Annotated in this window: 18 protein-coding genes; 8 read left to right on the top strand and 10 right to left on the bottom strand. The window is 59.8% G+C overall.

All coding sequences use genetic code 11. The features are described 5' to 3' along the window. The first annotated feature begins 115 nt into the window (after positions 1–115). Together HX790_RS02975 and HX790_RS02980 are read left to right on the top strand one after the other, a co-directional pair. Positions 116–658, top strand: a complete 543-nt coding sequence (locus HX790_RS02975) for a chalcone isomerase family protein (RefSeq protein ID WP_138454216.1) — start codon at positions 116–118, stop codon at positions 656–658. 273 nt (positions 659–931) lie between these two features. Next, complete coding sequence (locus tag HX790_RS02980; protein WP_017137430.1) at positions 932–2,230, top strand: MFS transporter; 1,299 nt, start codon at positions 932–934, stop codon at positions 2,228–2,230. 162 nt (positions 2,231–2,392) lie between these two features. Here HX790_RS02980 and HX790_RS02985 read toward each other — a convergent pair whose 3' ends face one another. Further along, complete coding sequence (locus tag HX790_RS02985; protein ID WP_017137429.1) at positions 2,393–3,856, bottom strand: glyceraldehyde-3-phosphate dehydrogenase; 1,464 nt, start codon at positions 3,854–3,856, stop codon at positions 2,393–2,395. A 340-nt stretch (positions 3,857–4,196) separates the two neighbouring features. Between HX790_RS02985 and mfd the strand changes: the two genes are divergently transcribed. The 3 genes from mfd to HX790_RS03000 are packed head-to-tail and all read left to right on the top strand — an operon-like array spanning position 4,197 to position 10,927. Beyond that, positions 4,197–7,646: a transcription-repair coupling factor gene (mfd, locus tag HX790_RS02990; RefSeq protein WP_017137428.1), complete on the top strand. Its 3,450-nt coding sequence runs from the start codon at positions 4,197–4,199 to the stop codon at positions 7,644–7,646. Positions 7,647–7,657: 11 nt separating this feature from the next. Further along, positions 7,658–8,227, top strand: a complete 570-nt coding sequence (locus HX790_RS02995; RefSeq protein WP_058419621.1) for a CsiV family protein — start codon at positions 7,658–7,660, stop codon at positions 8,225–8,227. A gap of 9 nt (positions 8,228–8,236) precedes the next feature. Further along, positions 8,237–10,927: a DEAD/DEAH box helicase gene (locus tag HX790_RS03000; protein WP_099548677.1), complete on the top strand. Its 2,691-nt coding sequence runs from the start codon at positions 8,237–8,239 to the stop codon at positions 10,925–10,927. Between the two features lie 100 nt (positions 10,928–11,027). Here HX790_RS03000 and nagZ read toward each other — a convergent pair whose 3' ends face one another. Then, positions 11,028–12,038, bottom strand: coding sequence for a beta-N-acetylhexosaminidase (nagZ, locus tag HX790_RS03005; RefSeq protein ID WP_176991219.1), 1,011 nt, complete (start codon positions 12,036–12,038; stop codon positions 11,028–11,030). A gap of 134 nt (positions 12,039–12,172) precedes the next feature. Beyond that, the gene (locus HX790_RS03010; RefSeq protein ID WP_017137424.1) at positions 12,173–12,880 is read right to left on the bottom strand and encodes a TetR/AcrR family transcriptional regulator; all 708 of its coding nucleotides are present in this window, start codon (positions 12,878–12,880) and stop codon (positions 12,173–12,175) included. Positions 12,881–13,143: 263 nt separating this feature from the next. Between HX790_RS03010 and lexA the strand changes: the two genes are divergently transcribed. Beyond that, complete coding sequence (lexA, locus tag HX790_RS03015; protein ID WP_017137423.1) at positions 13,144–13,752, top strand: transcriptional repressor LexA; 609 nt, start codon at positions 13,144–13,146, stop codon at positions 13,750–13,752. Between the two features lie 10 nt (positions 13,753–13,762). Beyond that, the gene (gene sulA / locus HX790_RS03020; RefSeq protein ID WP_170038815.1) at positions 13,763–14,236 is read left to right on the top strand and encodes an SOS-induced cell division inhibitor SulA; all 474 of its coding nucleotides are present in this window, start codon (positions 13,763–13,765) and stop codon (positions 14,234–14,236) included. 251 nt (positions 14,237–14,487) lie between these two features. Here the strand turns inward: sulA and HX790_RS03025 are convergent, their stop codons facing one another. The 7 genes from HX790_RS03025 to HX790_RS03055 form a co-directional block, all read right to left on the bottom strand. Then, positions 14,488–14,721, bottom strand: coding sequence for a hypothetical protein (locus HX790_RS03025; RefSeq protein ID WP_010212068.1), 234 nt, complete (start codon positions 14,719–14,721; stop codon positions 14,488–14,490). Positions 14,722–14,948: 227 nt separating this feature from the next. After that, the gene (locus HX790_RS03030) at positions 14,949–15,470 is read right to left on the bottom strand and encodes a DUF6586 family protein (protein ID WP_026013729.1); all 522 of its coding nucleotides are present in this window, start codon (positions 15,468–15,470) and stop codon (positions 14,949–14,951) included. Between the two features lie 127 nt (positions 15,471–15,597). Next, positions 15,598–18,219, bottom strand: a complete 2,622-nt coding sequence (topA, locus tag HX790_RS03035) for a type I DNA topoisomerase (protein ID WP_099548675.1) — start codon at positions 18,217–18,219, stop codon at positions 15,598–15,600. Positions 18,220–18,333: 114 nt separating this feature from the next. Beyond that, positions 18,334–18,570, bottom strand: a complete 237-nt coding sequence (locus HX790_RS03040; protein ID WP_017137419.1) for a DUF1653 domain-containing protein — start codon at positions 18,568–18,570, stop codon at positions 18,334–18,336. A 97-nt stretch (positions 18,571–18,667) separates the two neighbouring features. Continuing rightward, positions 18,668–19,843 (bottom strand): acetyl-CoA C-acyltransferase FadA, encoded by a 1,176-nt coding sequence (fadA, locus tag HX790_RS03045; protein ID WP_017137418.1) that lies wholly within the window; start codon positions 19,841–19,843, stop codon positions 18,668–18,670. A 29-nt stretch (positions 19,844–19,872) separates the two neighbouring features. Continuing rightward, a complete protein-coding gene (fadB, locus tag HX790_RS03050) occupies positions 19,873–22,020 on the bottom strand; it encodes a fatty acid oxidation complex subunit alpha FadB (protein WP_017137417.1) in 2,148 nt (715 codons plus the stop codon). 499 nt (positions 22,021–22,519) lie between these two features. After that, positions 22,520–22,957 (bottom strand): hypothetical protein, encoded by a 438-nt coding sequence (locus HX790_RS03055; protein ID WP_017137416.1) that lies wholly within the window; start codon positions 22,955–22,957, stop codon positions 22,520–22,522. Between the two features lie 104 nt (positions 22,958–23,061). Between HX790_RS03055 and HX790_RS03060 the strand changes: the two genes are divergently transcribed. Then, the gene (locus tag HX790_RS03060) at positions 23,062–23,514 is read left to right on the top strand and encodes a universal stress protein (RefSeq protein ID WP_176991220.1); all 453 of its coding nucleotides are present in this window, start codon (positions 23,062–23,064) and stop codon (positions 23,512–23,514) included. The last annotated feature ends 164 nt before the right edge of the window (positions 23,515–23,678 follow it).

The following is a 23,678-nucleotide window of genomic DNA, read 5'->3' on the forward strand; positions in this document are numbered from 1 at the left end:
GCTCAACGCCGCGCACATTAACCCTTGGTCGCGTCGTAGGCCAGTCTTGCCTTTACTACAGGAACTGCAAACTGGCATTACACTGCTGACACGCACCTTCGCAGGCGGGGCCATTATGCGGCATGTGGTTTTCTGTTTAATGATGATTTTTTCGCTGACAGCGCACGCCAGTGAAGCGAGTCGGCTTAAGCAAGCCGGTTTTGCTGCGCAAACGCATGAGCTGGCGCTGAAAAACCAGGCGGTGCTGGTGTATCTCTGGGCGGATGTGTATGCGGCCGCGCTGTACGCTCCAGCTGATATCAGCGCCAAACAGGCCTGGGACCAGCAAAAGGCTGTGCGCCTGGCGCTGTATTACTTTCGCGACATCGACCGCAATGATGTGATCAAGGCCGCTACGGCTACCCTTGAACGTCAGCAATCCGCTGCAACCCTCGCCCGCCTGAAGCCTGAGCTGGACCAACTGCACGCCAGTTTCCGCAACATTCGCAGCGGTGACCGTTACGCCCTGGATTTTCGTCCTGGGCGTGGGCTGAGCCTGGAGATCAATGAGCAAGTGGTGTTCAGCAGTCGCGATGATGAATTGGCAAAGGCCTACCTCGGTATCTGGCTCGCGCCGAAAGGCCTGTCGGACAGCCTGCGCAACGCCCTCCTGAACTAACCAACGCCCCCAAAAACACCAAAGAACCCTGTGGGAGCTGGCTTGCCTGCGATAGCGGTGGGTCAGCCATTCATTTGCGGACTGACACACCGCTATCGCAGGCAAGCCAGCTCCCACATTTGATTTTCATCGCCCCCGATAACTGCGCATTTAGTCAGCTTGCTACCGGTTTCTATTGCCCGTAGTGGCTAATACACATATGGTTACAAAACTGTAGCAAGGACGAGTAATGACCAGGGATCACTAATAAGACAGCCAACATGAGTGCATGACATGTCCACTACCACGGGCAAAGGCAAAGCGATTTTTCGCGTTGTCAGCGGCAACTTCCTCGAGATGTTCGACTTCATGGTCTATGGCTTCTATGCCACGGCCATTGCCAAGACCTTCTTTCCCAGCGACAGCGCGTTTGCCTCGTTGATGCTGTCGCTTGCGACCTTCGGCGCCGGTTTCCTGATGCGGCCACTGGGCGCAATCTTCCTTGGCGCCTATATCGACCGCCACGGCCGCAAAAAGGGCCTGGTCATCACGCTGGCCTTGATGGCCGCCGGCACCATCCTGATTGCCTGTGTGCCCGGCTACGCCACATTGGGTGTGGCCGCGCCGCTGATCGTGCTGTTCGGTCGACTGCTTCAGGGTTTCTCTGCCGGCGTCGAGCTGGGCGGTGTGTCGGTGTACCTGGCAGAAATCGCCACACCGGGCCGCAAGGGCTTTTTCGTCAGTTGGCAGTCCGCCAGCCAGCAGGCTGCGGTGGTGTTCGCCGGTTTGCTCGGCGTGGGCCTCAACCACTGGCTCAGCCCGGAAGAGATGGGCGACTGGGGCTGGCGCGTGCCGTTCCTGATCGGCTGCCTGATCGTGCCGGTGATCTTCGTGATTCGCCGTTCGCTGGAGGAAACCCCAGAGTTCCAGGCACGTAAACACCGCCCTACCCTGCAGGAAATCGTGCGTTCGATCGGCCAGAACTTTGGCATCGTCATCGCCGGCATGGCGCTGGTGGTGATGACCACCGTGTCGTTCTACCTCATTACCGCTTACACCCCGACCTTCGGCAAGGCCGAACTGCACCTGTCTGACTTCGACGCATTGCTGGTGACGGTGTGCGTGGGCATCTCCAACTTTATCTGGCTGCCGGTGATGGGCGCGGTGTCCGACAAGATCGGGCGCAAACCCTTGCTGCTGGGTGCGACGATTCTGGCAATTCTCACAGCGTATCCGGCGCTGTCGTGGCTGGTGGCGAATCCGAGTTTCAGCCATCTGCTGATCGTGCTGTTGTGGTTGTCGTTCCTGTATGGCTCGTACAACGGGGCGATGGTGGTGGCGCTTACCGAGATCATGCCGATTGAAGTGCGCACCACTGGATTCTCGCTGGCTTATAGCCTGGCAACGGCGACCTTTGGTGGGTTTACGCCGGCGGCCTGTACTTACCTGATCCATGTGCTGGATAACAAGGCGGCGCCAGGGATTTGGCTCAGTGGTGCGGCGGTGTTGGGGCTGATTGCGACGTTGGTGCTGTTTAAAGGCAATCGGCATGAACTGCGGACTGCGCAGGCTTCGGTGGTTGGCGGCGCCTGATAGACCGCTATCGCAGGCAAGCCAGCCCCCACATTTGACGGTGCTCACAAGTCGAAATGTGGGAGCTGGCTTGCCTGCGATGAGGCCCTGATATTCACCACAAAACCAACAGCCACAAAAAAGCCCCGAACCAGTCGGGGCTTTTTCATTTACCGCAAAGGCTTAGCGCGGGAATGCTGGCGGGTTAACCCCGGCCATGTCTTCCATCACACGAACCACCTGGCAGCTGTAGCCGAACTCGTTGTCGTACCACACGTACAGAACAACGCGGTTGTCCTGGGTAATGGTCGCTTCAGCGTCGACCACACCGGCGTGACGCGAGCCCACGAAGTCGGTGGACACCACTTCCTGCGAGTTAACGAAGTCGATCTGCTTATGCAGGTCGGAGTGCAGCGCCATGTAGCGCAGGTACTCGTTCATCTCTTCGCGGGTGGCGGCTTTCTCAAGGTTCAGGTTGAGAATGGCCATCGACACGTTCGGCGTCGGTACGCGGATCGCGTTACCGGTCAGCTTGCCGGCCAGCTCAGGCAGGGCCTTGGCAGCAGCGGTGGCGGCACCGGTCTCGGTGATCACCATGTTCAACGCGGCGCTACGGCCACGGCGATCGCCTTTGTGGAAGTTGTCGATCAGGTTCTGGTCGTTGGTGTACGAGTGAACCGTTTCAACGTGACCATTCACGATGCCGAACTTGTCATTCACAGCCTTCAGCACCGGCACGATGGCGTTGGTGGTGCAGGAAGCAGCGGACACGATCTTGTCGTCAGCGGTGATTTCGCCGTGGTTGATACCGTGCACGATGTTCTTGAGCTTGCCCTTGCCAGGCGCAGTCAGCACAACGCGGTCGATACCTGGGCAGGCCAGGTGCTGGCCCAGGCCTTCGGCATCACGCCATACACCGGTGTTGTCCACCAGCAGTGCGTCCTTGATGCCGTATTGGGTGTAATCCACCTCGGCCGGGTTCTTCGCGTAGATCACCTGGATCAGGTTACCGTTGGCGGTGATGGTGTTGTTTTCTTCGTCGATGACGATGGTGCCGTTGAACGGGCCATGTACCGAGTCGCGGCGCAGCAGGCTGGCACGCTTGGTCAGGTCGTTCTCGGCGCCTTTACGCACCACGATGGCACGCAGGCGCAGGCCGTCGCCGCCACCGGTTTTTTCGATCAGGATGCGCGCCAGCAGGCGGCCGATACGACCGAAGCCGTACAACACCACGTCGGTGCCTTTGCGGGCTGCAGCGTTTTGCTGGCCAACCACATCGGCCATTTCTTCACGCACGAACTGCTCGGCGCTGCGGCCGGCACCTTCTTTGCGGAACTTGTAAGCCAACTTGCCCAGGTCTACCGAAGCCGCGCCGAGCTTGAGCTCGCTCATGGCTTTAAGCAGAGGGAATGTTTCGTGGACGGAGAGTTCGCTGTCGTCGGCAGAACGATGGCGAGCAAAGCGATGGGCTTTGAGAATCGCGATGACTGACTGGTTGATCAGGCTGCGGCCATAGATCGAGCTCACCACATTGTTATTGCGGTACAGCTGACCGATAAGCGGAATCATCGCTTCAGCGAGTGCTTCACGGTCGATCCATTCACCAAGACACTGGTCGGGCTTCTGAGTCACGGGAACCTTCCACATGTAGGGGCAGAAAAAAGGGGCTACATTATGCCGCCCGACCGGCCTCGGAGCAATGCGCGTCGGGCAACAAAAAGTGCTTGCGAAAAAATCACACCCCGCTGCAGCCCAGTAAATACGCGGCTTCCAGAAGGCCGCTGGTTGAGCGCCAACGTCGACTTGTCCGTAACCCTCCGAAACATCCACGCAAAATAGCACTACATATTGAGTCAAAACCCGCCATTGTTTGTCTTAGCCACTACATTTCCTGCAAACCGTAATAGGCTCAGTCAGCAACTGACAGGCGGCACCTTGGACCGCTACAATTACCGACTTTGTCGCAACGCTTGGAGCTCAACCTTCCGTGCCCGTTCTGCGTCTACCGCTTCTCCCTGCCGCGGCAGGTAAACAGCACTGGGGCAACCTGCCCGGTGCCGCCCTGAGCCTGGCCATTGCCGAGGCTGCCAGCGCAGCCAAGCGCTTTACCCTGCTACTCACCGCCGACAGCCAAAGCGCCGAGCGGCTGGAGCAGGAGCTGAGCTTCTTCGCCCCCGATTTGCCGGTGCTGCATTTCCCCGACTGGGAAACCCTGCCCTACGACCTGTTCTCGCCGCACCAGGACATCATTTCCCAGCGCATCGCCAGCCTGTACCGCCTGCCGGAACTGGCGCACGGCGTGCTGGTGGTGCCGATCACCACCGCCCTGCACCGCCTGGCGCCGACCAAGTTCCTGCTCGGCAGCAGCCTGGTGCTGGATGTCGGCCAGAAACTCGATGTAGAGCAGATGCGCACGCGCCTGGAAGCCAGCGGCTACCGCTGCGTCGACACGGTGTACGAACACGGCGAATTCGCGGTGCGTGGTGCGTTGATCGACCTGTTCCCGATGGGCAGCAAACTGCCGTACCGCATCGACCTGTTCGATGACGAAATCGAGACGTTGCGCACCTTCGACCCGGACAACCAGCGCTCCATCGACAAAGTAGAGTCGATCAAGCTGCTGCCGGCGCGCGAATTCCCGCTGCAAAAAGACGCGGTCACGCGCTTCAAGGCGCGCTTTCGCGAACGCTTCGACGTCGACTTCCGCCGCTGCCCGATCTTTCAGGATTTAAGCAGCGGGATTACACCGGCCGGTATCGAGTACTACCTGCCGCTGTTCTTCGACGAAACCTCCACCCTGTTCGATTACCTGCCCGCAGACACCCAAGTGTTCTCGCTGCCGGGCATCGAGCAGGCGGCGGAAAACTTCTGGAACGACGTGCGCAACCGCTACGAAGAGCGCCGCGTCGACCCGTCGCGACCTTTATTGCCGCCCGCCGAGCTGTTCCTGCCGGTGGAAGACTGCTTCGCCCGCCTGAAAAACTGGCCGCGCGTGGTCGCCAGCCAGCAGGACGTGGACACCGGCAGTGGTCGCGAGCGTTTCCCGGCGAGCACGTTGCCGGACTTGGCGATCCAGGCCAAAGCCACCCAGCCACTGGAAGCGCTGTCGAATTTCCTTGGCGACTTCCCTGGCCGCGTGCTGTTTACCGCCGAATCCGCCGGCCGTCGCGAAGTGCTGCTGGAATTACTGGAACGCCTGAAGCTGCGCCCGAAAACCGTCGACAGCTGGCCGGATTTCGTCGCCAGCAAAGAGCGCCTGGCGATCACCATTGCGCCGCTGGACGAAGGCTTGTTGCTGGACGACCCGGCGCTGGCACTCATCGCCGAGAGCCCGCTGTTCGGTCAGCGCGTGATGCAGCGCCGGCGCCGTGAAAAACGCGCCGACGCCAACAACGACGCGGTGATCAAGAACCTCACCGAGCTGCGCGAAGGCGCGCCGGTGGTGCATATCGACCACGGCGTGGGCCGCTACCTGGGCCTGCAGACCCTGGAGATCGACAACCAGGCCGCCGAATTCCTCACCATGGAATACGCCGAAGGCGCCAAGCTCTATGTGCCGGTGGCCAGCCTGCACCTGATCGCCCGCTATACCGGCAGCGACGACGCGCTGGCGCCGTTGCATCGCCTGGGCTCCGAGACCTGGCAGAAAGCCAAGCGCAAGGCCGCCGAACAGGTGCGCGACGTAGCGGCCGAGTTGCTCGACATTTATGCCCGCCGTGCCGCGCGCGAAGGCTATGCGTTTGCCGACCCGAAAGCCGACTACGCCACCTTCAGCGCCGGTTTCGCCTTCGAAGAAACCCCCGACCAGCAAACCACCATCGAAGCGGTGCGCGCCGATATGCTGGCGCCCAAGCCGATGGACCGCCTGGTGTGCGGCGACGTGGGCTTCGGCAAAACCGAAGTGGCCATGCGCGCAGCTTTTATTGCCGTGCACGGTGGCCGCCAGGTGGCGATCCTGGTACCCACCACCCTGCTCGCCCAACAGCACTACAACAGCTTCCGTGATCGCTTTGCCGACTGGCCGGTGACCGTGGAAGTGATGAGCCGGTTCAAATCCGCCAAGGAAGTCAACGCCGCCGTCGCTGACCTGGCCGAGGGCAAGATCGATATCGTGATCGGCACGCACAAGCTGCTGTCGGACGATGTGAAGATCAAGAACCTGGGCCTGGTGATCATCGACGAAGAGCACCGCTTTGGTGTGCGTCAAAAAGAACAGCTCAAGGCCCTGCGCAGCGAAGTCGACATTCTTACGCTCACTGCGACGCCGATCCCACGCACGCTGAACATGGCCGTGTCGGGCATGCGCGACTTGTCGATCATTGCCACGCCGCCGGCGCGCCGGTTGTCGGTGCGCACCTTTGTGATGGAGCAGAACAAAAGCACGGTCAAGGAAGCACTGCTGCGCGAATTGCTGCGTGGCGGCCAGGTGTATTACCTGCACAACGACGTGAAGACCATCGAGAAATGCGCCGCCGACCTCGCCGAACTGGTGCCGGAAGCCCGTATTGCCATCGGCCACGGGCAGATGCGCGAGCGCGAACTCGAACAAGTCATGAGCGACTTCTATCACAAGCGCTTCAATGTGCTGATTGCCTCGACCATCATCGAGACCGGCATCGACGTGCCAAGCGCCAACACCATCATCATCGAGCGCGCCGACAAGTTCGGCCTGGCGCAATTGCACCAGCTGCGTGGCCGTGTGGGCCGTAGTCACCACCAGGCCTATGCCTACCTGCTGACTCCGCCGCGCCAACAGATCACCTCCGATGCCGAAAAGCGCCTGGAAGCGATCGCCAATACCCAGGACCTCGGTGCCGGTTTTGTGCTGGCCACCAACGACCTGGAAATCCGTGGCGCCGGCGAACTGCTCGGCGACGGCCAGAGCGGGCAGATCCAGGCCGTGGGTTTCACCTTGTATATGGAGATGCTCGAGCGCGCAGTGAAAGCCATCCGCAAGGGCGAACAACCGAACCTCGACCAACCCTTGGGCGGCGGCCCGGAAATCAACCTGCGTTTGCCGGCGCTGATTCCCGAGGACTACCTGCCCGACGTGCATGCGCGGCTGATTCTGTACAAGCGCATCGCCTCGGCCACCGACGAAGAAGGCCTCAAGGACTTGCAAGTCGAGATGATCGACCGCTTCGGCCTGCTGCCCGAGCCAACCAAGAACCTGGTGCGCCTGACGCTGCTGAAATTGCAGGCCGAACAGCTGGGCATCAAGAAAGTCGACGCCGGGCCGCAGGGTGGGCGCATCGAGTTCGAGGCGCAAACGCCGGTGGACCCATTGGTGCTGATCAAACTGATTCAGGGCCAACCCAACCGCTACAAGTTCGAAGGGGCTACGCTGTTCAAATTCATGGTGCCGATGGAGCGTGCCGAAGAACGCTTCAATACCCTGGAGGCGCTGTTTGAGCGCCTCATCCCGAAATCTGCTTGAAGGACGCCCCCATGCGCCTGTTCCGCATTCTGAGCTTAGTGTTGGTGGTGGTCGCACCTTCGGCGTTTGCCGACAGCCCGTACCTGGTTGAAATGATCCTGGTGCGCCAGAACGCCGAACCGGTGATCAACAGCCGCGCCGCGCCGGAAAACTGGGATGCCGGCGCTGCGCGGTTGCCGACCGACAAGCTGAGCCCACCGCGGCTGGGCAACATCGTCGACAAGCTCAGTGCGGACAATAGTTACACCGTATTGCTGCACCGGGCCTGGGATCAGAACCTGGGCGAGCAACCCGTGAAGCTGGCCATTACCGACGGCCAAGAGCAGTTCGGCCAGTTCCCCATCGAAGGCACGCTGAACCTGCAACTGGGGCGCTTTACCGATATCGACGCGGATTTCTGGATCAACCGGTTCGACGCCAATGGCAGCGTGATTGCCAGCGAACACTTGAGCCAGCAAGACGTGCGCACCAAGAACAACCAACTCAATTACCTGGATGGCGGCCACTTGGCGCTGCTGATCAAGATCACTTCGCTGACCGCCAAACCACCCAGTGCGCCACCGCCCGACATTCAGGACTGATCCAGCGCCATGCCCCTGACGTCGTCGTTGACCAAACCCCTGGCCCCTTCGTGGGCCAATCGCTTTAAAGAGCAAAGCCTTGAGCGCGGGCGGCGCTACGCCCTGGAAAACCGCGTGCGCATCGTCGAGTCCGGCGACAGCACCATCATCGCCAGCTGCGAAGGCTCGGGCGGCAATGTTTACCGACAAACCATCTCGCTGCGCGAATCGGCCAAGGGCACGCTGATCCTGGTGGACAGCCGCTGCACCTGCCCGGTACACACCAACTGCAAACACATCGCGGCCGTGCTGCTCAAGGTCCAGGAAACCCTGGCTTACCCGGCCGCCGCGCAAGATGCCGAGTTGTTGGAAAAACTCCAGGCCGTGCTGGATAACCGCGTGGTGCTGCCACAGGTGGTGATGGAAGATGTGCGGCCAGTGCCGCGCCTGTGGCTGGCCAGCGTGGAGTTCAGCGCGTTTGAACCGCGTAATGGCAAGATGCAGCGCTATATCCAGCACCGTGCGGCGCTGTCGTTCAATTACCTGGGCAACTATGTCAGCGGGCAAAAAAACGCCGACATCATCGTGCGCCAGGAAACCCAGAGCCTGCGCATCAAGCGCCATCCGGAACTGGAGCAACCCTATCGCGAACAACTGCGCCTGCTGGGCTTCAAGATCGCTACACGCCAGAGCAAGGCCTTGCCGGAGAGTGCCGGTGAATTGTTCGAAATGGTCAATGACAGCGCCTGGTTGAACTTCACCCTCAACGCCTCGCCGACCTTGCGCGCCGAGGGTTGGGAGTTGCAGATCGATGAGGATTTCGGTTTCGACTTGAGCACCGTCGATGACTGGTACGCCACCGTCGACGAAGGCCCGGAACGCGACTGGTTCGACCTGGAGCTGGGGATTATCGTCAATGGCGAGCGCCTGAGCCTGTTGCCGATTTTGCTCAACTTGATGCGTTCGCATACCGAAATCCTCAACCCGGAAAAACTTGCCCGGCGCCGTGACGACGAGCTGATCCTGGTGAATATTCCCGGCCTGCCCAACGGCCACGGCCCGCTGCAAGTGGCGTTGCCGTACGGCAGGCTCAAGCCGGTGCTGGCAACCCTTGGCGAGTTTTACCTACAGGAAACCGGCACCACCAGCTTGCGCCTGGCCAAAGCCGATGCCATACGCCTGAACCCGCTGGAAGACCTACCGCTGCAATGGGAAGGCGGTGAGAAGATCCGCAATTTCGCCCAGCGCCTGCGCGACATCAAGGACTTCACCTGCGTGGCGCCCGAGGGCTTGAACGCGACCTTGCGCCCGTATCAGCTGGAAGGCTTGAGCTGGATGCAGTCGCTGCGTCAGCTCGATGTCGGCGGGATCCTTGCCGATGACATGGGCCTGGGCAAAACCCTGCAGACCCTGGCGCATATTCTCAGCGAAAAGGCTGCCGGACGCCTCGACCGACCGTGCATGGTGGTGATGCCCACCAGCCTGATTCCCAACTGGCTGGATGAGGCGGCGCACTTCACACCGCAACTGCGGGTGCAGGCGCTATACGGCGCCGGTCGCAAGAAACATTTCCCCCATTTGCAGGACTATGACCTGCTGCTGACCACCTACGCGCTGCTGCCCAAGGACATCGACACGCTCGCCGCCCTGCCCTTGCATGTGCTGATCCTCGATGAAGCCCAATACATCAAGAACCCCAACAGCAAGGCTGCCCAGGCCGCGCGCGAGCTCACTGCTCGCCAGCGCCTGTGCCTGAGCGGCACGCCGCTGGAAAACCACCTGGGCGAGCTGTGGTCGCTGTTCCACTTCCTGCTGCCGGGCTGGCTGGGTGACGTAAAAAGCTTCAACCGCGATTACCGCGTGCCCATCGAAAAGCGCGCCAGTGAGGTGCGCTTGCAGCACCTCAACGGTCGGATCAAACCCTTCCTGCTGCGCCGCACCAAAGAGCAGGTGGCCACCGAGCTGCCGCCCAAGACCGAGATCATCCACTGGGTCGACCTCAACGAGGCCCAGCGCGACGTGTACGAAACCATGCGCCTGGCCATGGACAAAAAGGTGCGCGACGAAATCACCCGTAAAGGCGTGGCGCGCAGCCAGATCATCATTCTTGAAGCACTGCTCAAGTTGCGCCAGGTGTGCTGCGACCTGCGCCTGGTCAACGATGCCACCCTGCCCGCCCGTGGCAGCAGCTCGGGCAAACTCGACAGCCTGCTGGAGATGCTCGAAGAGCTGTTTGCCGAAGGGCGCCGGATATTGTTGTTCTCGCAGTTCACCTCGATGCTGAGCCTGATCGAAGCCGAGCTGAAAAAACGCGGCGTGCCCTACGCATTACTCACCGGCCAGACCCGCGACCGGCGCACGCCGGTGAAGGATTTCCAGAGCGGCAAGCTGCAGATTTTTCTGATCAGCCTGAAGGCCGGCGGCGTCGGTTTGAACCTGACCGAGGCCGACACGGTGATCCACTATGACCCGTGGTGGAACCCGGCGACGGAAAACCAGGCGACCGACCGTGCGTACCGCATCGGGCAGGAGAAGCCGGTGTTCGTGTACAAGATGATTGCGCGAGGCACGGTGGAGGAGAAGATCCAACACCTGCAGAAGGAAAAGTCTGATCTGGCAGCAGGCGTGCTGGATGGGCGCACGACCGGGGATTGGCAGTTGGGTAATGAGGATATCGAGGCGTTGTTTGCGCCGCTGCCCAACAAGCAAGAGAAGCGCTGACGGTTAGATCGCTATCGCAGGCAAGCCAGCTCCCACCCTTGAATGTATTCACAAATCGAGAGTGGGAGCTGGCTTGCCTGCGATGGCAGCGATGCGGTGTTCAGTCGATCAACTGAGCATCGCGCAACGCGGTAAGCGCCACCAGCCAACGCGGATCCTGCTTGTACTCCGTAGAGGCAATCGCCTGCCCACGCATCCGCGCAATCCGCGCCGACGGCGTGACCTTCATGCGCTGCGCCGCAGTCAGTGCCAGCTCAGCAGCAGCACGGTCATTACACACCAACCCCATATCACAACCGGCCGTCAGCGCCGCCTCAATTCGACTGGCCGCATCACCGACCACATGAGCGCCGGCCATGGACAGGTCATCGCTGAAAATCACCCCATCAAATTGCAGCTCGCCGCGCAGAATGTCCTGCAACCAGCGACGCGAGAAGCCGGCGGGTTGGGCGTCCACTTGCGGATAAATGACGTGGGCCGGCATCACTGCAGCCAATTGCCTGCTCAGGCGTGCGAAAGGCACCAGGTCATTTGCGCGAATCTGTTCCAGGCTGCGCTCGTCGTTTGGAATCGCGACGTGGGAATCCGCCTCGGCCCAGCCATGGCCCGGGAAGTGTTTGCCGGTGGCCGCCATGCCGGCGCTGTTCATGCCGCGAATGAATGCACCCGCGAGCACGGCAGCTCGCTCCGGATCGCCTTCGAAGGAACGGGTGCCGACAACGGCGCTGCGTTGGTAGTCGAGGTCAAGCACCGGGGCGAAGCTCAGGTCGAGGCCGACCGCCAGCACTTCAGTGGCCATGATCCAGCCGCACTGCTCGGCCAGGTATTCGGCGTTGGGTTTATCCGCCAGCAGGCGCATGGCCGGCAGGCGCACAAAGCCCTGGCGCAGGCGCTGCACACGCCCGCCTTCCTGATCGACCGCCAGCAGCAGGTCTGGGCGCACCGCGCGAATGGCCGCGCTCAATTCGCGCACTTGCTGCGGGTGCTCGATATTGCGCGCAAAAATGATCAACCCGCCCACTTCAGGCTGGCGCAACAACTGGCGATCCTCGGCCGTCAGCCAAGTACCGGCCACATCGACCATTAACGAACCTTGCAGGGCAGCAGTCATAAACTTTCCTTAAATAACGCACACAACCCGTTGCCCTCACCTGGCGCAATAAGCGCAGCGAGCACAACGGGTTGCGAGTAAATAGCTGAAATCGGCATGGCGGCTAGCTTAGCCGCCGCGCACACCTGGGGCAATCACGCCTTGGCGACGGCCGGCGTAGATTTGCTGCGCGCACGCAACTGGGCGGCGGCCATGACCGGGTCGGTCACGCCGGTTTCGGCGCGCATGCCGGCGGCAAGGAATGGCACCATCAGGCGCATCACTTGCTCGATGGAGGTGTTGACGCCGAAATCGGTCTCAGCAATCGCGCGCAAGGCCTTGATACCGGACATGCTGAACGCGGCGGCGCCGAGCATGAAGTGCACACGCCAGAACAGTTCGATCGGCGGAATACGCGGCGCAGCTTCGTTGACCAGCAGCATGTAGCGACGGAACACCTTGCCGTACATGTCTTCCAGGTAACGGCGCAAGTGGCCCTGGCTCTGGCTGAAGGCCAGCCCTAACAGGCGCATGAAGATCGACAGGTCATTGCCGCTGCGCGGTTGAACCACCAAGGCTTGCTCAACCAGGATTTCCAGCAGGTCTTCCAGGCTTGGCTTGTTTTCGGGCTTGGTCTGGCGACGCTCCAGCTCACGGTCGAGGCTGGCGCAGAACGGCCCCAGGAAGCGCGAGAACACCGCCTGGATCAGGGCTTTTTTCGAGCCGAAATGATAGTTCACAGCGGCGAGGTTAACCCCAGCCTTGCTGGTAATCAGCCGCAATGAAGTTTCAGCAAATCCTTTTTCCGCGAACAATTGCTCGGCAGCATCGAGAATGCGTTCAACGGTTTCCGACTGGGCCATGGCTACTCCGCCTGACAAACACTTGTTTGAAACATACGTTTCAGGGTGTGTCTTGTCAAGCCTGCGAGGCCGTTTTCCGGCCGGGCAGTCATCTATTTCATCGCTATTTAATCACATCCTTCGCGCCCTGTAGGCAGCGCTGTCTATGCCTTGCAGGAAGAGTGACAGACGACCGTCCAGCGGAGTGCCAAAAAAGGATGATTGCCAAGCGCAGTTCACTGTATATAATCCCAGTCACTGTATAAAAAGACAGAGCGATCAACATGCTAAAACTGACGCCACGCCAAGCTGAGATTCTGGCTTTTATCAAGCGCTGCCTCGACGACAACGGCTACCCGCCGACGCGAGCGGAAATTGCGCTGGAACTGGGGTTCAAGTCCCCCAACGCCGCCGAAGAACACCTCAAGGCCCTCGCCCGCAAAGGCGCGATCGAGATGACCCCAGGTGCTTCACGCGGTATTCGCATCCCTGGCTTTGAAGCCAAGGCCGACGAATCGACCCTGCCGATCATCGGTCGCGTCGCCGCCGGTGCGCCGATCCTGGCGCAGCAGCACGTCGAAGAGTCCTGCAACATCAACCCGACTTTCTTCCATCCGCGTGCCGACTACCTGTTGCGCGTACACGGCATGAGCATGAAGGACGTGGGCATTTTCGACGGTGACCTGCTGGCTGTCCACACCACTCGCGAAGCCCGTAATGGTCAGATCGTCGTCGCCCGTATCGGCGACGAAGTCACCGTCAAACGCTTCAAGCGCGAAGGCAGCAAGGTCTGGCTTATGGCCGAGAACCCTGAGTTCGCCCCGATTGAAGTGAACCTGAAAGATCAGGACCTGGTGATCGAAGGCTTGAGCGTCGGCGTTATTCGCCGCTAAAGGAGGCACCATGCAACTCGTGCACACCCCACAACACACACAACTGTCGCTGTTCGAGGCCTTTATGGCCCAACCCCTTGCGCCCATTCTCAAGGAAGCGGTCGAGGCCCCTTGGGGCTCCGAACCTGAGGCGTTCAGTGAACTGTCGTTGCGCGGTGCTGCCGGGAGCTGCCTGAGCCTGCTGGCGCCGATCCTTCGAGAATTGAGCGAGGAGCAGGACGCACGCTGGCTGACGCTGATTGCCCCACCCGCCAGCCTGACCCAGGCCTGGCTGCGGGACGCCGGGCTCAACCGTGAGCGCATCCTGCTGCTGCAACCGCGCGGTGCGCAAAGTGCTCAGCAACTGACGTGCGAAGCCTTGCGCCTGGGGCGCAGCCACACGGTGGTGAGCTGGTTGAACCCACTGAATGCAACAGCCAAGCAGCAGCTGATCAGCGCCGCGCGCACGGGCGATGCGCAGAGTTTGAATATTCGATTGGGGTAATGGGATCTGCTGCAGGCCAGCCGTATGGATGGGCTTGTTATGGCAGGCGAGCCTGTTGTGGCAGGTGAGCTTGTTGTGGCGAGCGAGCTTGCTCGCGCTGGGCTGCGCAGCAGCCCCAAAACCAGGCACCGTGGAATACCTGATACAGCGCATTAAATCTATTCAGGGCCGCTTCGCAGCCCAGCGGGAGCAAGCTCCCTCGCCACAGAAGCCCGGTCGTCAGAACACTTCCGAGAGCGCGTCATTGCTACTCAGTGAAGCACCCGCGGCCCATCTTCCTTCTCCGGCTCGCCTTCGGCCAGGCGACCAGCCATCTGCACACCAACGCTCAACATGGCTTTTGCCACTTCTACATGTTGGCCCTGCAGGAACACTTTTGCATCTTCGGAAAAATCCAAAATAACCAGAGAACCCTCGTCCTCGGCCCTGCGCAGCTCGATTCGGCCGTCAGGCAACTCTACAATTTCCAGAAAGGACGTTGGCATATAAGTCTGTTCTCCACGAAAGGCCGGGATTATATCAGTCATCCACCCAGCCTCGCTGAGGATCTGAACAGGTTTCTTAACGGCTTGATGAATGGTGCTCTTCGGCAAGACTGCTCTCAATGTGGGAGCTGGCTTGCCTGCGATTACGGTGCATCAGCAAATGGCCGGCAAGCTGACCCAGCCTATCGCAGGCAAGCCAGCTCCCACCTTTGTTCAGCGCAAACCTCTTAACACTCGTTCAAGCCTTCACGAAACCGCAACGCCATCTTCTTCAGCTCCTGGCGCCAGCTTTCCAGCTCTTCGCGGCTCAAGGGCTTGGGCTCATCCTCTCCCAGCGCAACGGCCACGATCAGCGGCTGTGTCACATCACCCTTGGGCACATGGGGAACACGCGGCGGCTGGAACATATCCGCATGCGCTTTGAGCAATCGAGCAACCCAACTGTCGGGGCTCTGCGCCATTTCCACCAGTTCGGCCAGTTCAGGAATCGCCATGCTGTCCAGCACTTCGCGGTTCATGAGCATTTCTGCGCGTGGTGCGCCCGCCTGGGGCAAGCGGTAGAACCCGGCAATTTCATGGCACAGGCCCAGCAAAGCGCCATAGAGGTGGAACAACGCCGCCTCACGCCCGGCCTGGACCAGCGCGATGGCATTCATCTCCTTCCCTTCCTCGGCGCGGCCAAGGGCTTCCAGGGACAAACCCGCGAAGTAAATTTTCTGATTGGTACGGGTATAGAGTTCGTTGGCCATAACGGCAATCTCCACAACGAAATAAGCGTGATGCTGGCTGAACAGTGTCACGGATCAGCCAAGTTTCCTGCAAGCGTAAAAAAAGGCCGCCTTTTCAGGCGGCCTTTGTAGCTGGCAGATCAGCCGATCAAGCGCCCTGGCGCTTGTCCTCGACCTTCCACTTGCCGCCGTCGTAGAAGGCTTTCCAGCCGGTAGGCTTGCCGTCCACTTCGGTCTGCACGTACTGCTCCTTGGTTTTGCGGCTGTAGCGGATCACGGACGGGCGACCGTCGGGATCCTTCTTCGGCGCTTCACACAGGAAGTGGTACTTCGGATCGATCTCGTCCTTGTGCGGCACGATCTCCATCACCAAGGGTGCACGGGTCTCGCGGTTTTTCGGAAACTGACTGGCCGCCAGGAACAGGCCCGAAGCGCCGTCACGCAGGATGTAGGTGTCGTTGACCTTCTCGCACTTGAGTTCAGGCATCTTCACCGGGTCCATCTTCGGCGGCGCCGCGTCACCGCTTTTGAGCAGTTTGCGCGTGTTCTTGCAAGTCGGGTTGGTGCAGCCGAAGAACTTGCCGAAACGACCGGTCTTGAGCTGCATCTCGCTGCCGCACTTGTCGCATTCCAGGCTCGGACCTTCGTAGCCTTTGATGCGGTAGGTGCCCTCTTCGATCTCGTAGCCATTGCAATCCGGGTTGTTACCGCAGATGTGCAACTTATGCTTCTCGTCGAGCAGGTAGGCGTCCATCGCCGTGCTGCAGATCGGGCAACGGTGCTTGCCGCGCAGTACCAGCGACTCGGATTCACCCTCGTCGTCGGCGGCAATCTCATCGCCTGGCACCAGGTTAACGGTGGCCTTGCAGCGCTCTTTCGGCGGCAGGCTGTAGCCCGAGCAACCGAGGAACACACCGGTGGATGCGGTACGAATCTGCATCGGGCGGCCGCACGTCAGGCACGGGATGTCGGTCATCACCGGTTGGTTGGCGCGCATGCCGCTTTCAGGGCTTTCGGCTACTTCGAGTTTCTTTTTGAAGTCGCCGTAGAACTCATCCAGCACGTTTTTCCAGTCGCGTTCGCCCTGCGCCACGTCATCAAGGTTCTCTTCCATGCCGGCGGTGAAGCCGTAATCCATGAGGTTGGAGAAGCTCTCGGACAGGCGTTCGGTGACGATGTCGCCCATCTTTTCCGAGTAGAAACGACGGTTGTGCAGCGCTACGTAGCCACGGTCCTGGATGGTCGAGATGATTGCCGCATAGGTCGAAGGACGACCAATACCGCGTTTTTCCATCTCTTTTACCAGGCTGGCTTCAGAGTAACGCGCCGGCGGCTTGGTGAAGTGCTGGGACGGGTCGAGCTTGATCAGCTTCAACGTGTCGCCCTGGGCCATGTCCGGCAGCACGTCGTCATCGCCTGGCTTGGCGATTTGCGGCATCACGCGGGTATAGCCGTCGAACTTGAGGATACGGCCCTTGGCACGCAGCTCGAAGTCGCCTGCGCCCACGCTGACGGTGGTGGACAGGTATTGCGCCGGCAGCATCTGGCAGGCCAGGAACTGGCGCCAGATCAGCTCGTAGAGGCGCTCAGCATCACGCTCCATGCCGCTCAGCTTGCTTGGCTCGGTGTTGGCGTCGGAAGGACGAATCGCTTCGTGAGCCTCTTGTGCGCCTTCCTTGCTGCTGTAGACGTTCGGCTTTTCCGGCAGGTACTTCTTGCCGAACTCGCTTTCAATATAAGTGCGCGCCATCGCCACCGCGTCTTGCGACAGGTTGGTGGAGTCGGTACGCATATAAGTGATGTAGCCGGCTTCGTACAAGCGCTGGGCCATCATCATGGTCTTCTTCACGCCAAAGCCCAGGCGGTTGCTCGCGGCTTGTTGCAAGGTGGACGTGATGAACGGCGCCGACGGCTTGCTGCTGGTTGGCTTGTCTTCGCGCTTGACGATGCTATAGCTGGAAGCCTTGAGCTTCTCCAGCGCGGCCATGGCCTGGGCTTCGTTCAGCGGCTTGAAGGCCTCGCCTTTCTCACGGGCCACTTCAAAGCGCACGTTGGCGCCCTTGGCAGTACCCAGGTCAGCGTGGACTTCCCAGTATTCTTCGGGGTTGAACGCACGAATCTCGCGCTCACGCTCCACCACCAGCTTGACCGCTACCGATTGCACACGGCCGGCGGACAGGCCACGGGCGATTTTCGCCCACAGCAGTGGCGAGACCATGTAACCCACCACGCGGTCGAGGAAACGACGCGCCTGCTGGGCGTTAACACGGTCGATATCCAGCTCACCCGGCTTGGAGAAGGCTTCCTGGATGGCTTTCTTGGTGATTTCGTTGAACACCACACGCTTGTAGCGGCTGTCATCACCGCCGATGGCTTCGCGCAGGTGCCAGGCAATGGCTTCCCCTTCGCGGTCCAAGTCCGTCGCGAGATAGATGGTGTCGGCATCTTTGGCGAGCCGGCGCAGCTCTTCGATGACCTTTTCCTTGCCCGGAAGGATTTCGTACTTGGCCTTCCAGCCGTGATCCGGGTCCACACCCATGCGTGAGACCAGCTGCTTGCGCGCTTTCTCTTTAGGGCTGAGCACCGGACCTTCGCCCGCAGCGGCCTTGCCGCGCTTGGCGGCAGGCTCCTTGCTGGCGCTAGCCGAACCGCTGGTGGGCAGGTCTCGGATATGGCCGATACTCGACTTCACCACGTACTCGTTGCCCAAGTACTTGTTGATGGTCTTGGCCTTAGCCGGGGATTCCACAATGACCAGCGATTTGCCCATGGATCGGAAAATTCCTGAATTCGAGAAGTGAAAGGCAGTTGGCGCCTGTCGCGGCAACGCTATATATAGTGGCAACAAGGTGAGGTCAAGCGCAGCATTCTGCGCGGCCTGCCGTTATTGCCCTGAAAAAAGACTGGGTTCGACCTGCACCAAAGCAAAGCGCGGGACCTGCTCGCCGTCAACTTCGACGGTCTCCAGGAACATGCTCAATGGGCGCACCCAAAAGCCGTAATCGCCATACAGTGCTTGGTAAAACACCACTTCTTCTTCGGTCTCGGAGTGCCGCGCCACATTAAAAACGCGGTACTGCGGGCCCTTATAATGTTGGTAGAGCCCTGGTTCGACTTTCATGCTTTGGCCCTCGTGCAAAATTTGTTGAAAAAAAATATTAAAAATTCCAAAAAACAAAAACCGGGGCACTGGGCCCCGGCTTCCATCAGCGAAACGTTTAGATACGTTCGAAGACGGTGGAAATGCCTTGGCCGAGACCAATGCACATGGTTGCAACCCCAAGGTTGCCGCCATTTTGCTTCATCACGTTAAGCAAAGTGCCGGAGATACGTGCACCGGAGCAACCGAATGGGTGGCCCAGGGCAATCGCGCCGCCGTGCAGGTTAACCTTCTCGTTCATCTTGTCGAGTACTTTCAAATCTTTCAGCACTGGCAGGGCCTGTGCGGCGAAAGCTTCGTTGAGCTCGAAGAAGTCGATATCGGAGATGGTCAGGCCCGCGCGCTTCAAGGCTTTTTGTGTGGCCGGTACTGGACCATAGCCCATGATTGCCGGGTCCACACCTGCCACTGCCATCGAACGGATCACCGCCATCGGCTGAATGCCCAGGTCCTGGGCACGTTGCGCCGACATCACGATCATGCACGAAGCACCGTCGGTGATTTGCGACGACGTACCGGCTGTCACGGTGCCGCCCTTGGGATTGAAGGCGGGTTTCAAGGCCGCCAGGCTTTCCAGGGTGGTATCCGGACGAATGGTTTCGTCGTAGTCGAACAGTTTGAGGAAACCGTTCTCGTCGTAACCGTTCATCGGGATGATTTCATCCTTGAACTTGCCTTCCACGGTCGCCTTGTGGGCCAACTGGTGGGAACGCACGCCGAATGCGTCCTGGGCTTCGCGGGTAATGCCGTGCATTTTGCCGAGCATTTCTGCGGTGAGGCCCATCATGCCCGAGGCTTTTGCCGCGTACAGCGACATGTGCGGGTTAGGGTCGACGCCGTGCATCATGCTGACGTGGCCCATGTGCTCCACGCCGCCGACCACGAACACATCGCCGTTGCCGGTCATGATCGCTTGCGCAGCGGTGTGCAGCGCGCTCATCGACGAACCACACAGGCGGCTGACGGTCTGGCCAGCTGCGGTGTGCGGGATCTGGGTCATCAACGACGCCATGCGCGCGATGTTCCAGCCCTGCTCCAGGGTCTGGTTGACGCAGCCCCAGATCACGTCTTCGACTTCGTTAGGGTCGACCTTGACGTTACGCTCCAGCAATTTGCTGATCAGGTGCGCCGACATGTCTTCGGCGCGGGTGTTGCGGTGCATGCCGCCCTTGGAGCGGCCCATTGGCGTGCGACCGAAGTCGACAATCACCACGTCTCTTGGATTCAAGCTCATAAATATTCTCGCTCTAGTCGTCTGGGCGCTTAACCGAAGAAGCTCTGGCCGTTTTTGGCCATTTCACGCAGCTTCGCGGTCGGGTGGTACAGCGGGCCCAAATCAGCGTATTTGTCAGCCAGGGCAACGAACTCAGCCACACCGATCGAGTCGATGTAACGCAGCGCACCACCACGGAATGGAGGGAAACCAATACCGTACACCAGGCCCATATCGGCTTCGGCGGCGGTTTCAACGATGCCGTCTTCCAGGCAACGCACGGTTTCCAGGCACAGGGCGATCATCATCCAGTTGATGATGTCCTCATCGGACACCTCACGCTGCTCGTAGATGACTGGCGCGAGTACTTCGTGAACCGACGGGTCGGCCACTTTCTTCTGCTTGCCCTTCTTGTCAGCCTCGTAGGCGTAGAAGCCTTTGCCGTTTTTCTGGCCCAGGCGCTTGGCCTCGTAGAGCGCGTCGATCGCCGAGCGGCGGTCGTCTTTCATGCGGTCCGGGAAGCCTTCAGCCATCACGTCACGACCGTGGTGGCCCGTGTCGATACCGACCACGTCCATCAGGTACGCCGGGCCCATTGGCCAGCCGAATTTTTCCATAACCTTGTCGATGCGTACGAAGTCGACACCGGCGCTGACCAGCTTGGCGAAACCGCCGAAGTACGGGAACAGTACGCGGTTGACCAGGAAGCCCGGGCAGTCATTGACCACGATCGGGTTCTTGCCCATTTTCTTGGCGTAGGCAACGGTGGTGGCAACCGCCAACTCGCTGGACTTCTCGCCACGGATCACTTCCACCAGCGGCATCATGTGTACCGGGTTGAAGAAGTGCATGCCGACGAAGTTTTCCGGACGCTTGAGGGCTTTGGCCAGCAGCGAGATGGAAATGGTCGAAGTGTTCGAGGCCAGGATAGTGTCGTCTTTAACCTGGGCTTCCACTTCAGCCAGTACGGCTTGCTTGACCTTCGGGTTTTCGACTACGGCTTCGACCACCAGGTCGACGTGACCGAAATCGCCGTAGGACAGCGTAGGACGAATGCCGTTAAGCACTTCAGCCATCTTCGCGGCGGTCATGCGACCTTTATCAACGCGGCCCACCAGCAGCTTGGCGGCTTCTGCCAGGCCTTGCTCGATGCCGTGCTCGTTGATGTCCTTCATCAGGATCGGCGTGCCTTTGGACGCCGACTGATAGGCGATACCGCCGCCCATGATACCGGCGCCCAGTACGGCAGCCTGTTTCACGTCGCGGGCGATTTCGTCGTAGGCCTTGGCCTTTTTCTTCAGTTCCTGATCGTTCAGGAACAGGCCGATCAAGCTTTGTGCTGCCGAGGTTTTCGCCAGTTTGACGAAACCTGCCGCTTCCACTTCCAGGGCTTTGTCGCGACCGAAGTTCGCAGCTTTCTGGATGGTCTTGATCGCTTCAACCGGCGCCGGGTAGTTCGGGCCGGCCTGGCCGGCCACAAAACCTTTGGCGGTTTCGAACGACATCATTTGTTCGATGGCGTTGAGCTTGAGTTTTTCCAGCTTCGGCTGACGTTTGGCCTTGTAGTCAAATTCGCCGCTGATGGCGCCTTTGATCAGGTTCAGGGCGGCTTCAGCCAGTTTGTCCGGGGCAACCACGGCATCGACTGCACCGACTTTCAGCGCGTCTTCGGCACGGTTTTCTTTACCGGCGGCGATCCACTCGATCGCGTTGTCAGCACCGATCAGGCGCGGCAGACGCACAGTGCCGCCGAAACCTGGGTAGATGCCCAGTTTGACTTCAGGCAGGCCGATTTTGGCGGTGGCCGACATGACGCGGAAGTCTGCAGCCAGGCACATTTCCAGGCCGCCGCCCAACGCGATGCCATTGATGGCAGCCACGGTTGGCACGTTGAGGTCTTCGAAATCGCTGAAAATCTTGTTGGCTTCGAGGTTGCCGGCCACAAGCTCTGCATCGGGCAGCTTGAAGTTGTCGACGAATTCGGTGATGTCAGCGCCGACGATAAACACGTCCTTGCCGCTGGAGACGATCACGCCCTTGACCGAAGCATCTGCTTTGATGGTGTCTACGGCCTGACGCAGTTCGTTCAGGGTTAGACGGTTGAACTTGTTGACGGACTCACCCTTGAGGTCGAATTTCAGTTCGACGATGCCACTTTCAAGAGCCTTAACCGTGATGGCTTTACCTTCGTAAATCATCAACTGATCTCCACGATATGGAAGCTGAACAGTACACACTGGACGCTGGCCTATTGGTTGGACATTGATAGTTGCCTCAATGCTCATGCCAATCCGCCAGGCACACCCGCCAATGCGCTAGTCGGGGTTCTGTATGAGTCGTCTGACAGACAAACGCTCAATTCATACGCCCGTTTGATTTGGGTACGTCACCTTCATCCAATTCAGGGCAATTGTCAATCGCTCGAAAGGCCAGGAAAAACGCGACTTTCCAGTCAGTTCAGAACTCCACGCCCACGCCTGAGCCCTGTCAATATTCAAATATTCACAGAATCAATAATAAAAAAGATGTGGGAAAAGGCTGTACAGAATCGGATATGCCGCTAGGCTTGCGACAACCGCAAAGCGCCCCGTGATGAACACCCGGCGCGAGGAACACAGAATTACCGGCCTGCCTGGCCAACTCCAGCCCGATGATGATGTCGGGCTTTTTAATGCCTGTCTTTTAACGCTAATGGCGTCATGCCAGGGCCTTGAGCAGCGTATCGATGTCCTTCAGCACACTGGCCTCACCCTTCTCGCCCCAATACAGGGCGATCATTTGCTTGTCGGCCTCGACCTTGTAGACGTTGGCCGGCAACGTCGCAAAATGCGGCAACAACTTTTCATCCTCACACACTTCACGCCATTGATTGACCCATACGCCTGGCGACATTTGCCAATAACTCCACAGGGCCGGCGTGCTGCCCCGCCGTGGTCTGCAGTACTGCGCGCAGGGGCTCGGCGGCTCTTGCGCAAGCCAGTGCGGCCACTCCTGTGGCGCCAATTGCATGGCTAAACCGATGCGGCGCGCCTCCATGCGCAGGGCCATGCGCCCGCTCTGATGGCGCGACGGGCGCAGCCAGGCCAGGGGGCTAAGAACCACCAGAAGGATTGACACCACTATCCAGACCGTCATATGTGTACTCCCGAATTTCTAGATGCGCGGATTTGAGCTGACGCAACCCATCCGCTTGAAACCAGCCATACTGAACTTATTGCAGTCTCCTGGAGGAACGCGCCATGCCCAACGAACATTCCTACAAACATATCCTGGTCGCGGTCGATCTGACCGAAGAGTGCGACCCGGTTATCAAGCGCGCTCAGGCTTCAGCAATCGCCAACGGCGCCAAGCTGTCACTCGTGCATATCGTCGAGCCCATGGCCATGGCCTTTGGTGGCGACGTACCCATGGACCTTTCCCAGTTGCAGCAACAGCAGTTTGACCAGGCCAAAGAGCGCCTGGACCGTTTGATTCTCAAGTACCCGCACTTGAAAAAGGAAGACTGCCACCTCACCTACGGCCAACCGCGCCAGGAAATCCATCACCTGGCCAAAGAGCAGAACTGCGACCTGATCGTGGTCGGCAGCCATGGTCGTCATGGCCTGGCGTTGTTGCTGGGTTCTACCGCCAATGACGTGCTGCACGGCGCGCCGTGTGATGTGCTGGCGGTCAAGCTGGTCAAAAGCGCGTAAGGCCGATGAAGATCTAATGTGGGAGCTGGCTTGCCTGCGATGCAGGCACCTCGGTGCTTCAGGCAGACCGAGGTGAGGCTATCGCAGGCAAGCCAGCTCCCACATTTCGAATCGCATTTCATATAAAAAGCCCGGCGATCATACCGATGAGCGCCGGGCTTTTT

It is taken from the genome of Pseudomonas sp. IPO3747, assembly GCF_013385245.1.
Classification (GTDB): Bacteria; Pseudomonadota; Gammaproteobacteria; order Pseudomonadales; family Pseudomonadaceae; genus Aquipseudomonas; species Aquipseudomonas edaphica.

Excerpts from the sequence above, each read along its gene's own strand:
- topA (WP_099548675.1), bottom strand. The coding sequence starts at position 18,219 with ATGGGCAAATCGCTGGTCATTGTGGAATCCCCGGCTAAGGCCAAGACC.
- HX790_RS03010 (WP_017137424.1), bottom strand. The coding sequence starts at position 12,880 with ATGGCCCAGTCGGAAACCGTTGAACGCATTCTCGATGCTGCCGAGCAA.
- HX790_RS02985 (WP_017137429.1), bottom strand. The coding sequence starts at position 3,856 with ATGTGGAAGGTTCCCGTGACTCAGAAGCCCGACCAGTGTCTTGGTGAA.
- HX790_RS03040 (WP_017137419.1), bottom strand. The coding sequence starts at position 18,570 with ATGAAAGTCGAACCAGGGCTCTACCAACATTATAAGGGCCCGCAGTAC.
- HX790_RS02975 (WP_138454216.1), top strand. The coding sequence starts at position 116 with ATGCGGCATGTGGTTTTCTGTTTAATGATGATTTTTTCGCTGACAGCG.
- HX790_RS02995 (WP_058419621.1), top strand. The coding sequence starts at position 7,658 with ATGCGCCTGTTCCGCATTCTGAGCTTAGTGTTGGTGGTGGTCGCACCT.
- HX790_RS03000 (WP_099548677.1), top strand. The coding sequence starts at position 8,237 with ATGCCCCTGACGTCGTCGTTGACCAAACCCCTGGCCCCTTCGTGGGCC.
- HX790_RS03025 (WP_010212068.1), bottom strand. The coding sequence starts at position 14,721 with ATGCCAACGTCCTTTCTGGAAATTGTAGAGTTGCCTGACGGCCGAATC.
- HX790_RS03030 (WP_026013729.1), bottom strand. The coding sequence starts at position 15,470 with ATGGCCAACGAACTCTATACCCGTACCAATCAGAAAATTTACTTCGCG.
- sulA (WP_170038815.1), top strand. The coding sequence starts at position 13,763 with ATGCAACTCGTGCACACCCCACAACACACACAACTGTCGCTGTTCGAG.
- nagZ (WP_176991219.1), bottom strand. The coding sequence starts at position 12,038 with ATGACTGCTGCCCTGCAAGGTTCGTTAATGGTCGATGTGGCCGGTACT.
- HX790_RS03060 (WP_176991220.1), top strand. The coding sequence starts at position 23,062 with ATGCCCAACGAACATTCCTACAAACATATCCTGGTCGCGGTCGATCTG.
- fadA (WP_017137418.1), bottom strand. The coding sequence starts at position 19,843 with ATGAGCTTGAATCCAAGAGACGTGGTGATTGTCGACTTCGGTCGCACG.
- HX790_RS02980 (WP_017137430.1), top strand. The coding sequence starts at position 932 with ATGTCCACTACCACGGGCAAAGGCAAAGCGATTTTTCGCGTTGTCAGC.
- HX790_RS03055 (WP_017137416.1), bottom strand. The coding sequence starts at position 22,957 with ATGACGGTCTGGATAGTGGTGTCAATCCTTCTGGTGGTTCTTAGCCCC.
- lexA (WP_017137423.1), top strand. The coding sequence starts at position 13,144 with ATGCTAAAACTGACGCCACGCCAAGCTGAGATTCTGGCTTTTATCAAG.
- fadB (WP_017137417.1), bottom strand. The coding sequence starts at position 22,020 with ATGATTTACGAAGGTAAAGCCATCACGGTTAAGGCTCTTGAAAGTGGC.